Source organism: Psychromonas saccharinae, assembly GCF_051201515.1.
Classification (GTDB): domain Bacteria; phylum Pseudomonadota; class Gammaproteobacteria; order Enterobacterales; family Psychromonadaceae; genus Psychromonas.
In genome coordinates this window covers 3605990-3619366 of record NZ_CP195153.1, presented here as the reverse complement: position 1 = coordinate 3619366, position 13377 = coordinate 3605990, and the positions used below count along the sequence as shown (strand labels likewise).

Annotated in this window: 6 protein-coding genes; 5 read left to right on the top strand and 1 reads right to left on the bottom strand. The window is 36.8% G+C overall.

Going from position 1 to position 13377, the window contains the following annotated elements:
- Window positions 1-99: 99 nt before the first annotated feature.
- Complete coding sequence (locus tag ACR30L_RS16190; protein ID WP_435235284.1) at window positions 100-501, bottom strand: hypothetical protein; 402 nt, start codon at window positions 499-501, stop codon at window positions 100-102.
- Between the two features lie 199 nt (window positions 502-700).
- Here ACR30L_RS16190 and ACR30L_RS16185 point away from each other — a divergent pair, with 199 nt between their 5' ends.
- The 5 genes from ACR30L_RS16185 to ACR30L_RS16165 all read left to right on the top strand — a co-directional run bounded on the left by ACR30L_RS16185 (window position 701) and on the right by ACR30L_RS16165 (window position 13177).
- Entirely contained in the window at window positions 701-1762 is a 1062-nt protein-coding gene (locus ACR30L_RS16185) for a hypothetical protein (protein WP_435235283.1), read from the top strand.
- 190 nt (window positions 1763-1952) lie between these two features.
- Complete coding sequence (gene hhe / locus ACR30L_RS16180) at window positions 1953-7412, top strand: DUF4011 domain-containing anti-phage protein Hhe (protein ID WP_435235282.1); 5460 nt, start codon at window positions 1953-1955, stop codon at window positions 7410-7412.
- Between the two features lie 15 nt (window positions 7413-7427).
- Window positions 7428-9014: a type I restriction-modification system subunit M gene (locus ACR30L_RS16175; RefSeq protein WP_435235281.1), complete on the top strand. Its 1587-nt coding sequence runs from the start codon at window positions 7428-7430 to the stop codon at window positions 9012-9014.
- Window positions 9007-10206: a hypothetical protein gene (locus ACR30L_RS16170; protein ID WP_435235280.1), complete on the top strand. Its 1200-nt coding sequence runs from the start codon at window positions 9007-9009 to the stop codon at window positions 10204-10206. Before ACR30L_RS16175 ends, ACR30L_RS16170 begins: the two co-directional genes overlap by 8 nt.
- A gap of 19 nt (window positions 10207-10225) precedes the next feature.
- Window positions 10226-13177 carry a type I restriction endonuclease subunit R gene (locus tag ACR30L_RS16165; protein WP_435235279.1) on the top strand — a complete coding sequence of 984 codons (2952 nt, stop codon included), beginning with the start codon at window positions 10226-10228 and terminating at the stop codon, window positions 13175-13177.
- Window positions 13178-13377 lie beyond the last annotated feature (200 nt).

Genomic DNA, 13377 nt, shown 5'->3' with positions numbered 1-13377 from the left:
CTTTTTGCTATATGTTTACTTAAGGTACTTTTTTGTTTCTTTCTCCTACTAAATAAAAATGAAGGGATAACAATTAGTTTGATATTTCATGTGACCGTGTCACAATGAATAATTCTGCTTTTCTCTTTCCTTCAAAATTAACTGCTCAAGAAACTCTATTTTTGTTAATCCTGACTCTTTCACCATAACTTTCAGTGCAGTATCAGCCTCTACCGAAATATCAATATCTAGCCTTCTCGTGGTTAATCTTCTGTTCTCGCGTTTTTTATATGTTCTCAAAGCTGAAGAAAGTCTGTCTTTTCCTCTCTTTGATAAATGTTCTTCACGAAATTTATCAATTACAGCATGATTGGCAAAGGCTGTGATCCCTGCATTTTCAATTTCCTCTCTTGCAAGATCTAAGTCAATAAAGGAATCGTCTTTTAGATCCTTAACCTGCTTTCTGAGCCACGACTCTTGAATATCATAATAAGCACTAAATGTACTCGTTGATTTAGACATATAACCCCCTTAGTTGTATTTTACTATAGAATAAAGTTGTGACCGTGTCACGGACGTTGTGGTATTTATTATTACATCATTTTTTTAATAGTTTTATTAGAGATCTCCTTGCCATTCACATTCATAGGAATAATATAAAATGCTTTTATTACTTGTTGTTACAGGCTTGCTCTAAGTTATCTGTTATAGGTTAAAATTAATGGCGATTAATCAATATAGAAAAAATGCTGAAAAATATTTAGTTGATGATCTGGAGTCCGCATCGTTGCCGAGTACGCCTTTATCTAATACCTTAAAAACACTAGAAGCCAATGATAAAGCTGTTTCTCAGATGTTATTAAAGTTTCTGATGCGCAAACAGCTTTCTGCGCTTTTGGCTTATTCACGTAAAGAGTGTTCTTTTAACGATTATTTAAAGCTCGCTAAAACAGAGCAAGATACCCGTCGCTTAACTGCCATAAAAGAAGCTCAGCTAGAAGCTGAGCAACAAGCAATAATCCAAAAGAAGATGCGTCTTGCAGCGGAGGCTAGACGAAAAGAAGCTGAAGAAAGACAACGTGCTTACGATAGAGATCCAAAGAACATTGCGAGAGCGAAGCAACAAGCATTAAGGGATAAATACGATCTTTCATTTTTTATCGAAAGAGATTGTTTCCCAAGGCTAATGCAAATATTAAGAAAGGTAGATAAAGGTACACGCCTTTCTGAAAAGGAGGTTGTTTGGCTCAATCTTGAGGGAAAAGAGTATTTTACTGATGAGTTAAGGCGAGCCTACCATTGCATTGAGGCTCGTTTCTATGCGACAGAATTTAAAAAGAAAAAAGATCCCTGGTTGGCTGTAAATGCCAGTTCACATTTTCGTAAGTGTCATGAAGCGCATACAGCGGATCAATTATTAAATACGCTGAAGGTAAATCATTTAAAAAACCTTAAACTCAAGTCGGCTATTTACACAACCCATGGTGGCGTGAAAAGGGATTTAAAAAATAGCAATGAGGCATTATTACTGGGCGAGAAAGCGCATAAGCTGACTAAAAAAGACTTTCGCCCTTGTACGCTTTTAGGTGCGGTTAATATGGAAACAGGTTGTTATGATCTTGGGCAAGCCTGGTATGCAAAGGCCATTGAAAGAGGTTTCAGTGAAAAAGCGATGGATTATGAGCTGAAAACTATCTATAGGCGCTCTACTAAACCTGATAAAGCATCTCTTCGAAAGCATTTACTTGAGATAGATCCGCACCGTTATAGGTGGGCTAAGTAATAAAAACGTATTTAATCAATAAGTAGGGAAAACAGGAAGAACTTTATCTTTCCCTAAAAAGTAACAGTACATTATTTAATAAATGGCTTAGAAAATAGAGCTGTTCAAAACAATGATGAGATTTGCGCTATTTCAGAGAATTGTGAAATAAGAGTGCAGACTCAAACAGGTAAAGGGAGTCATTCAGCCAATGTCTAGTTCAACTTCAAATCAAACTAACCAAAATTTTGCTTTTGATGCATTGCAGACTATTCGTAATCGCCTACTTGATCTAACAGGGCGGAATCGACTATTAAACTTTCGTCATGGTAAAACAGGGTTTATAAGGGTTATTGATGAAATGCCTGACCAATTAGCCCAAGAGATTCTTGACGGGCATGAATTTACTTACATCCCTGTTGAAGAGCCTCGGAGAAAAGAGCTTATAAAGCATGGTTATATCGAGGTTGATGAAGAGGGTAACGACGTAAAGCTTAAGCCTAACCCAACCGCTAAAGAGTGGGCTAAACTTAAAGGTTTTAATACTAACTATGAGCTTCCAAAAAGCTTGGAAACTAATGATGTAAAACATAATGATACGAATATTCAGTCTCTTCTTTATCCAAGAGAGTTAGAAGCTCAGCTTCGTAATATCAGAACTAAAGCTAATACGGCAATAGAAGAGTCTGGGGCAAATATTCTTTATTTAGCTTTTGGGTTTTTAGAATGGTTTGAAGATGAAAACTCAAGTGCAACGAGGCAAGCTCCATTATATTTGGTCCCCGTTAAAATAGATCGTGCTTCACTTAATAAAAATTTAGGAACTTACACTTATACAATTGAATACACGGGTGAAGATATTATTTCAAACCTGTCTTTAAGAGAAAAACTGAAACACGATTTTCATCTTGAGCTACCTGAATTACAGGAGGATGTATTCCCAGAAGAATACTTTAAGCTTGTCGAAAGTCAGCTTCTTCGTCATAAACATAATTGGAAAATAAAACGCTTTGCAACATTGGCGATGTTTGATTTTGGTAAATTGTTAATGTATTTAGATCTTGACCCATCTCGCTGGCCTCAAGGTGAAAAGAATATTCAAAACCACGCTATCTTACAAAAGTTTTTTGCTAAAGAAGGTGACGAAGATGAATCAGGAACTGGCATCGGTTTTGGTCAAGAATATCCTATTGATTCACTAGAAAATGTACATAGCCTTTACCCTTTAATCGATGATGCAGACAGCTCTCAGCACAGCGCGTTGGTGGATGCTATAAAAGGGAAGAATTTAGTAATTGAGGGGCCTCCTGGATCAGGTAAGTCTCAAACCATTACAAACATTATTGCAGCGGCGATTTCACAGGGTAAAAAGGTTCTCTTTGTAGCTGAAAAAATGGCTGCGCTACAAGTTGTAAAGTCACGTTTAACAAAAGCAGGATTAGGTGATTTTTGTTTAGAGCTGCATAGTCATAAAACACAAAAGAAACAAGTATACGAAAATATTGCTCGAAGAATTAATAAACAAAATAAATATAGTTCCCCATCTTCAATAGACATTGATATTCAAATGTACGAAGAGAAAAAAGAAGCGTTGACTGCTTACGCTGAACTAATCAATAGTCAGTGGAAAAATACAGGAAGAACGATCCACCAAATTTTTTCAACTGCGGCACGCTATCGAGAAGAGTTTTCTAATATACAGTTAGAAGATATCAAGCCAGATCATATTAATGGGCATAGTTTTGATGAAATATCCGCGAGAAGAACCACTGATGAGTTAAAAAGATACTCTGATGTATTTGAGGAAGTAAAAACTCAATTAGGGATAGCTGCTGAATTATCAGATCATCCTTGGTTTGGAGTATATAACACAACTATCCAGTTATATGACAGTGAAGATGTCTGTAAATTATTAGAGCATTGGAATAATGCAATTAATGATTTGCTCTCATCATTAAAGCCTCTGAATAAACAGCTATGCGGTAATGCCCTCAGTGATATAAATTCTATTAAATCGATTTTGAATTCACAAAAAAGTATTCCAGAGTTGAAAGGTAGTGAATATTTTCCAGCTCTAAAATTAATAAATACTGAGAATAAACCTAAGTTATTAGAGTATTTAGATCAATACGAAAGTACCTGCCAATTATTTGCAGATCTTAATCAAAATTTTGAAAAAGATGTACTTATTGAAGGTGATAGTTATAAAGCTCTCTGTAATTCATTCAAAAATTTACAAAAAGAATGCAAAAGCAGTGAAATAAATTTAACGAACATTTATCAACAACTACAGCAGCTTATATCATTGAGAGATGTAAGCAACTCGATATCAGAAGATCTAAGTACTCTTATTACTCAAGATAATTCTTTAGCAACATTATTATCAACATCCTTTAATGGATTTACGGAATTCAATACTTATCTTGGGCATATTAGAGAATTAGATTCGTTATTAATTTTACGCCGACATGAGTTATTTGATAATGATTTACTTGATTTGCATATACCAGCGCTAGAAGCCCTTTTACCTGTTATTCAACCATTACATGAAGAGCTTTGTGAATTATTTAATTTAGATAGCTTGCCAGCGGCAAGTGAGTTAAAAGAGATAAATGAAATTATCAGTAATGCGGGGCTATTTTGTTGGTTAAGCAGTGATTGGCGTGCTGCAAAGGCGAAGCTATTAGCAAATGCAAAGGGATTAAAGCCTAAGCTAAAGACGCTAACTCCTATGTTACCCAAGCTCATTACCTTTAAAGAATTATCTGATTTGCTAGTCAGTGAGCCTGCATATCAATCTTTATTACAACATGAGTATAAGGGAATAGATACACCGATAGATGAAATTGTGGATCTTAGGAACTGGTATAAAAATATACGGAACTCCTATGGTATTGGCTTTGGCAAACGAGTTCCATTTGCTTCATCTTTGTTCTCTATAAATCATGAAACATTTAAAGGATTGAAACACTTAGCGGAATCAAAATCTTGCTCAGAACAAAGTCAATTTTTCGATCTATACAATCAGATTGAGCGGGTATTTAACCATGAAGTATTTAATAGCAAGGATAATGATCTTAGTCAAAGTGCTGGTTTCTCCGCCTTTGTGGAGCAACTGCAATGTGATGTAAAAAATATTCAGTCTGTTTGCAAGCATGAAGTTACGATTAAGGAATTAAGCAATGGCATTAACAAACTCACTGAGTTACTTAAGGCGGAGAACATACTGAGCAACAACCTCATTGCCACTTCCATATTTGGTGAAAGTACTAAACTGGATGTACGAGTAAGCTCAGATCAAGAATTTACCAAAATACAAACTACATTAGCATTAAGCATCGCAATAGATGCATTAGAGTCTGAACCGTTAAAAAACTATCTCTTGGATAATATCACTATTGAAAATAGAGATTTATTAATAAATAACTTAAATTCAGTATCTGTTAAATTTGAAGAATATGAGAGCACGGGAAAAATATTTTCTGAAAGAGTTCAGCTTGATGAAAGTGCATGGTTTAAAGGCTTAGAGGGTAAGTTAGAATCATACTATATTAAAAATATAAAGGCATTGAGTCAACCTCGCTGGCTAAGTACATGGGTAGATTTTATTCGTATTCGCACCTCTTTATCTGACAATGGGTTAGAAAACTTATTGCGCTACACCGAAACAGGGACACTTGATTTAGATAATATCGAGCAAATTTATATTTATTCGGTTTTCGATATTTTATCGAGAGAAATTATCAAAGAAAACCAAGATCTAGCTTACTTTTCTGGTGCAGATCAAAATGCCACACGCAAGCAGTTTGCTAAGTATGACGATAAACTAAAGTCATTGCAGCAACAAAAAATTGCCTATCAAGTAGCTCAACATGGCTTTGAAAATACCCGTTCAGGGAATGCGAGAGGTAAAGTAAGCTCATATACGGAAATGGGGCTTATTAATAATGAAATTAATAAAAAAACTAGGCACGCTCCAATACGTCAATTGGTCAGAAGAGCGGGCGAGTCTCTGGTTGCTTTAAAACCTTGTTTTATGATGGGACCGCATTCTGTCGCGCAATATTTAGCGCCTGGTCAATTAGAATTTGATATTGTGGTAATGGATGAAGCTTCGCAAATTAAACCGCAAGATGCACTGGGGACTATTGCTCGTGGTAAGCAACTCGTTGTCGTGGGGGATCCAAAACAGTTGCCGCCGACCAGCTTTTTCGATAAAGCGGTAGAAAATGATGATGACGATACAACGGCTATTGAGCAGTCTGAAAGTATCTTAGACGTATCATTTCCTATGTTTAATGCAAGGCGATTACGCTGGCATTACCGTTCTCGTCATGAAAGCCTAATTGCATTTTCAAATCAGGCATTTTACGAGAGTAATTTAATTGTCTTCCCATCACCTTCAAGTAAAAGCGATGAGTTTGGTATTAAGTTTACGCATGTAAAAAGTGGTCGTTTTGTAAACCAGCACAATATTGAAGAAGCAAAAGTTATTGCTCAGTCTGTCCGTAATCATATACTCCATAGCCCTGACGAAACATTAGGTGTTGTAGCAATGAGTGCGAAGCAACGAGAGCAGATTGAACGATGTATCGAAGAACTATCAAAGGATGATGTGATATTTCGGAATGCATTAGCAGATAATGCAGATAAAGATGAAGCATTATTTCTTAAGAATTTAGAAAATGTTCAAGGAGATGAACGAGATGTAATATTCATTTCATGTACTTATGGCCCTCAAGAGGCTGGTGCCGCACAGATGCCACAGCGCTTTGGCCCTATCAATTCAGCAGCAGGGGGGCGTCGTCTAAACGTTTTATTTACTCGTTCCAAAAAGCGCATGCATGTATTTAGCTCTATGACAGAAGGACATATATTAGCAACCGAAAACTCAAGCCCAGGTGTACATGCACTAAAAAACTTTTTAGCCTATGCGCAAACAGGTAGACTTCAACAATTAAGGCATACTGGAAGACAACCTGATAGTGATTTTGAAATCTCAGTAATGAATGCACTGAAACTTGAAGGATTTAATTGCGTACCTCAAGTTGGTGTTGCTGGATTCTTTATCGATTTAGCTGTACAGGACCCTGGGCAACCAGGACGCTATTTAATGGGGGTTGAGTGCGATGGTGCGACTTATCATTCAGCTAAATCAGCAAGGGATAGAGATAGACTTCGTCAATCAGTTCTTGAAGGGTTGGGGTGGAATATTAAACGTATTTGGTCAACGGATTGGTTTAAAAATCCGCAGGCACAGCTTAAACCGATCATTGAATTGTTGCATGAGTTAAAAACAGAATCGTCTAATGAACCAATCATAGAGGCTGAAATTGAAGAAATTGCACACATTGTTGAATACGAGGAAGAAGATATTCATTCGCTTGAGAGTTTCAGCAATACAAGTGATTCATTAGAAGATAAACTGCATAAATTTGATCAGTTAGTCATAGCTAAATCAAGTGAGATTGTTGTACCTAATGCAAATAAATTGTTACGGCCTGCAATGATAGATGCGCTGTGTGAATATAAACCTATCTCAAAAAATGAATTTGTAGAAGTTATTCCTTCATATCTCCGAACTGCAACCGACACTAAACAAGGTAAGAAATACCTTGATCAAGTGTTGAGTATTATTGCGGAAGATGAAGAAGAAGTTATTTTGAATTAAAGGATCTTAACCTACATGGTTGAACAACATAAAAAACAGTTAGAAAAGCAGCTTTGGAATATTGCCAATGCGCTACGTGGCAATATGAGTGCCGATGAATTTCGTGATTATATTTTAGGGTTTATTTTCTATAAATATTTGTCTGAGCGTATGCATCAATATGCTGATGGTATCTTGGCGGAAGATGGGATTAAGTTTGATTCTATTGATGAAAAGAGTGATGAAGGACAAGAGTATTTAGAGGCGATTAAAGAAGAGTCAATTGACCATCTAGGTTACTTCTTAAAGCCAAGTGAGCTGTTTCATGTGATTGCTGAGAAAGGTAATAACGGTGAGTTTATTATTGAGTCGTTGAGCGAAGTGCTTAATCATATTGAACAAAGCACTATGGGTACAGCCAGTGAAGATGATTTCAACGGCTTGTTTGATGATATTGATTTAACTTCAAATAAGTTGGGTAAGAGTGAAAAAGCCAAGAATGACTTAATCAGTACGGTATTAGGTCACTTAGATGATATCGATTTCTGTCTGAACGACTCTGAAATTGATGTGCTTGGTGATGCTTATGAATATCTGATTGGAGAGTTTGCCAGTGGTGCGGGTAAAAAAGCGGGTGAATTCTATACCCCTCCTATGGTATCAAAGTTGTTAGCAAAGCTAGTAACCAAAGGTAAAACTCAATTAAAATCAGTATACGATCCTACCTGTGGTTCTGGCTCTTTATTGTTACAAGTTGCTAAAGAGATCCACCGCAAAGATGGCGAAGTAACAAATTACTTTGGTCAGGAGAAAAATCCAAGTACCTACAACCTCGCGCGTATGAACATGATTTTGCATGGTGTTCATTATCGCAGTTTTGATATACAGCAAGACGATACTTTAGAAGCACCTCATCATCTTGAAAAACGCTTTGAAGCAGTGGTTGCTAACCCTCCTTTTTCAGCAAGTTGGAGTGCAAATGATGGTTTTAAGTCAGATGAACGCTTTGCAGATTACGGTAAACTGTCACCAGCTTCTAAGGCTGACTTTGCTTTTATTCAACACATGCTGCATCAACTAGATGATAACGGCACCATGGCGGTGGTATTACCGCATGGCGTTCTTTTCCGTGGTGCTGCCGAAGGACATATTCGACAATTTCTGATTGAGCAGAAAAATTGTTTAGATGCAGTGATTGGTTTACCTGCTAATATTTTTTATGGCGCAGACATACCGACTTGCATATTGTTATTTAAAAAACAAAGGACTGATAAAGGAAATATTTTATTTATTGATTCTAGTAAGTATTTTGAAAAGGCAACTAATCAAAATCAGCTGCGTGAAGAAGATATTAATCGTATTTTAGATACCGTAGAAAAAAGGAAGTCAAAAGATAAGTTCGCTTACGTCGCAGATCTTAAAGAAGTGTCAGTGGATAACGACTTTAAATTAAATATATTAAGGTATGTAGATACATTTGAAGAAGATGATGAAATAGATTTATCTGTAATATCTAAACAGATTATAGAGATTGATAAATCAATTTCTCAAACTAATAATACGCTAAAAGCTCTTTGTGAAGAGTTAGACATAGCTCCTCCATTTGGAGTTAAAAATGACTAAGTTAAATGTCCCATCAATTCGCTTTAATAATTTTACTGGTGACTATCAAACAGTTCGTACTGAAGAGATCCTAAATAGGTATTTAGTCCCTGTTGACTTAAAAAATAACGAAAAATATAGACAGATAGGCATTAGATCGCATGGAAAAGGAATATTTCATAAAGAACTGACAACAAGAGAAGATATCGGAAATAAACGAGTATTCTGGATTAAGCCCAACCTTTTCATTTTAAATATCGTTTTTGCTTGGGAACGAGCTGTCGCAAAAACAACAGTAAGAGAAAAGGGATTAATAGCTTCTCACCGTTTCCCCATGTATGAAGTCGATAAAGAAAAGGCTAGTTTAGATTATGTTTTGAATTACTTTCTAACACAAAAAGGTCAAAAATTGTTAGAGCTAGCTTCACCTGGAGGAGCAGGAAGGAACAAAACTCTTGGGCAAAAAGAATTTGATCGCTTAGTTTTGAGAATTCCATCTTTGAATGAACAAGTATCAGTTGAGAATTTAATTTTATCGATTAATAACCTAATTGAGCAGCTTCAAACTAAGCATTGTTTATTATTGGATTACAAAAAAGGGTGTTGTCAGAAATTCTTTTCTCAATCTATTCGTTTTAAAAGTAGTGATGGAAAGCCTTATCCAAATTGGAAAGATAAAAAGGTTGGTGATTTCATGACTGAAAGCAGGATTAAAGGAAATTCTGGAAAATATGCGAAAAAGATAACAGTTAAGTTGTGGGGAAAAGGGGTTTTTGCAAAGAGTGATAAAAAGCAAGGGAGTGAAAACACACAATATTATAAACGACAAGCAGGTCAGTTTCTCTATAGTAAACTGGATTTTTTAAATTGTGCATTCGGAATAATACCTAAAAACTTAGACGGGTTTGAGACTACTGTTGATTTACCTTGCTTCGATATTGCAGATGGAATAAACCATAAATTTATTTTGGAATACATAAAACAACGCAATTTTTATGAAAAATATGGTGATAAAGCTGATGGAACCAGAAAAGCTAAAAGAATACATTCAGATATATTTTTAAGTTTTCCCGTTAAGCTTCCAGTAAAAAAAGAGCAGGATAAAATAGCATCCTTTCTTGAAGCATTAGACGAAAAAATATCAACAATTGCACAACAAATAGAGCTTACCCAAACCTTTAAAAAAGGCTTATTACAACAGATGTTCGTGTAAAGGGATTTAGGAGTTAGTTTTGGCGATTCAAGCAGAGCAAGTATTAGAAGATAACTTAGTCACTCAATTGGTCGGGTTAGGCTATAAACAGGCAGCTATTACCGATGAACAATCATTATTAGCTAACTTAAAGCTACAACTTGAAAAACTGAATCACTTAAAAGCCCCCTTAACCGAAAATGAGTTTAAGCAAGTTCTTAATGCGCTGGCAAAAGGCTCTGTATTTGAAAAAGCCAAGACCCTACGAGATCGCCTGTGTATCAACAGGGATGATGAAACCACTCTCTATATCCAGTTTATTGTCGATAATTGGAGTAAAAATCAGTTTCAGGTGACACAGCAAGTAACCGTCGAAGGACGCTTTAAAAATCGTTACGATGTAACGATATTGGTCAATGGTTTGCCATTGGTACAGGTTGAACTTAAACGTCGAGGTCTTGAGCTAAAAGAAGCATTTAATCAAATCAACCGCTATCAGCGCCATTCCTACTGGGCAAGTCACGGCTTGTTTCAATATGTGCAAATCTTTGTGATCAGCAATGGTGTTAATACTAAGTATTACGCTAACAACAAGAACCAAAGCTTTAAGCAAACCTTCTATTGGGCAGACGTTGATAATCATCGCCATACCGAATTAACGCAGTTTGCCGATATATTTTTACAACGTCAGCAACTTAGCACGCTGATCCGAAAATATATCGTGTTGAATGAAACCGACCGTATTTTAATGGTGATGCGTCCCTATCAAATTTATGCCACTGAAGTGATTGTTGAACGTGTAGCTGAGCGCAATGAAATTGCTGCCAGCGGTCAACGTACTGAAAATAGTAATGGCTATATTTGGCATACTACGGGATCGGGTAAAACCTTAACTTCTTTTAAAACCGCACAAATACTGACAGGACTTTCCGAGGTTCATAAAGTGGTTTTTGTCGTCGATAGAAAAGACTTAGATTATCAAACCAGTAAAGAGTTTAACTCCTTTGCCAAAGGTTGTGTAGATAGCACCGATAATACTAATTTATTAGTTAATCAGTTTACCGATGCGCCTGTGGCTGCGAATAAAATCAATGAGCATCGTAATACCAAGTTGATTGTAACCACCATTCAAAAGCTCAATAATGCCATTAATCATAAGCGTTATACCTCTCGTATGGAGAAGCTGAAAGATAAACCCATCGTATTTATCTTTGATGAGTGTCATCGCAGCCAGTTTGGTGACACCCATCAGCGCATTGTGAGTTTCTTTAATAATCATCAGCTATTTGGTTTTACTGGTACTCCTATCTTCGTTGATAATGCAATCAGTAAAGCATCACGTAAAAAAACGACTAAAGATCTATTCGATGAGTGTTTGCATAAATATACGATTGTCGATGCAATAAAAGATGAAAACGTTTTAAAATTTGGGGTTGAATATGTTGGTCGTTATCAGGAAAAAGACAGTGCCAATGAGATGGATATTGATGTCGAAGGGATCGACACCAAAGAGCTGCTTGAATCGCCCGAACGTTTAACTAAAATCGCAGATTATATTATTGCTCACCATGGCCGTAAAACGCATAGTAAAGCCTTCACGGGCATGTTCTGTGTTAGCAGTGTAGAAACACTGATTAAATACTACGAACTGTTCCAAGCGAAAAAAGAAGCGGGTGAGCATAACCTGCGTATCGCCACTATTTTCTCCTATGCTGCTAATGAAGAAGATCCCGATGCCAATGGGTTTATTGATGAATTAGATGAGCAGCCAGATTTAGATCAAGCCGCAGAAACCAAGGGACTGTATTTAGCCGATAGTAAGGATTCAGCAGCGCATACCCATAGTCGAGATAAGTTGGAGCAGTTTATTGGTGATTACAACACCATGTTTGCAACTAAATACACCACCAAAGACAGTGAATCCTTTTATAACTATTACAACGATATCTCTAAAAAAGTACGTGAACGTAAGATTGATATCTTACTGGTTGTGAATATGTTCTTAACGGGATTTGACAGTAAACCGTTAAATACCCTCTATGTAGATAAAAACCTCAAACACCATGGCTTAATTCAGGCGTACTCGCGCACTAATCGCATTCTAAACGAACAGAAGTCGCAAGGTAATATCATCGCCTTCCGTAACCTTAAAAAGGCCACTGACGACGCTCTTACTCTGTTTTCCAATAAAGATGCTGCTGAGACGGTTATTATGCCGCCATATAGTGAGTTTGTTCGCCTGTTTAATGAAGCTCTCGCAAAAATGAAAACTATCGCGCCTGATATCGAGAGTGTGGATGATTTACGGGATGAAGAGCAGGAACTGGAGTTTGTAAAAGCGTTTCGTGAATTGATGCGCCTGAAAAACGTGCTCGGTACTTTTGCTGATTTTGACTTTGATGATGTTGCATTAGATGAGCAAAGCTTTGAAGATTACAAAAGCAAATACCTTGATCTGTACGATAAGGTAAAAACCGATACCAGCAAAGAAAAAGTATCGATACTCGACGAGGTTGATTTTGAGCTGGAGCTGATTCAGCGTGACGAAGTAAATGTCCGTTATATCTTGCAGTTACTGGCGCAGCTTAAAGGGGCTGATAACGATAAAGAGTATGAATATCAGTACAAATCAATCATGCAGATGTTAGGCGGCACACCAGAGTTAAGATCGAAAAAAGAGCTGATCGAGCAATTTATTCAAGAGAACTTAAGTAACCTTGATTCATCAGAAGAGGTTATCGATGAATTTGACAGCTTCTGGGAAAAGCAGAAAATAAAAGCGGTAGATGAGATATGCCAAGAGGAATCGCTGGTTTCAGACAGCTTTAAGGAGTTAGTTGATAAGATGATCTATACCAACGAAGAACCGCTACGTGAAGAGATCGTCGCTACCATGGAAAAGACCCCAAGCCTGCTGCAACGCAAAAAAATAATTCCGAGATTGACTGAAAAAGTAAAAGCGTTTGTTAGTACGTTTTATGGTGGGATGTAGAATTATATAATATTACAGTTTAGGTATAGGGGGCGTCCTAGAGCATGATTTTTTTTATGCGTCTATTGGACTGAGCATGTTGCGTATTCGCGTGGAGAAGCTAGGATCTTGGCCGTAGAATAGGAAGGAATTGTAACCGTCGGCTAGGTTCCGCTTTGCTGCACATGTTAGCGAACAATTATCAACCCTTAATGTGGGTG

Coding starts and splice junctions, on each gene's coding strand:
- ACR30L_RS16170 (WP_435235280.1), top strand. CDS start 9,007: ATGACTAAGTTAAATGTCCCATCAATTCGCTTTAATAATTTTACTGGT.
- hhe (WP_435235282.1), top strand. CDS start 1,953: ATGTCTAGTTCAACTTCAAATCAAACTAACCAAAATTTTGCTTTTGAT.
- ACR30L_RS16175 (WP_435235281.1), top strand. CDS start 7,428: ATGGTTGAACAACATAAAAAACAGTTAGAAAAGCAGCTTTGGAATATT.
- ACR30L_RS16185 (WP_435235283.1), top strand. CDS start 701: ATGGCGATTAATCAATATAGAAAAAATGCTGAAAAATATTTAGTTGAT.
- ACR30L_RS16190 (WP_435235284.1), bottom strand. CDS start 501: ATGTCTAAATCAACGAGTACATTTAGTGCTTATTATGATATTCAAGAG.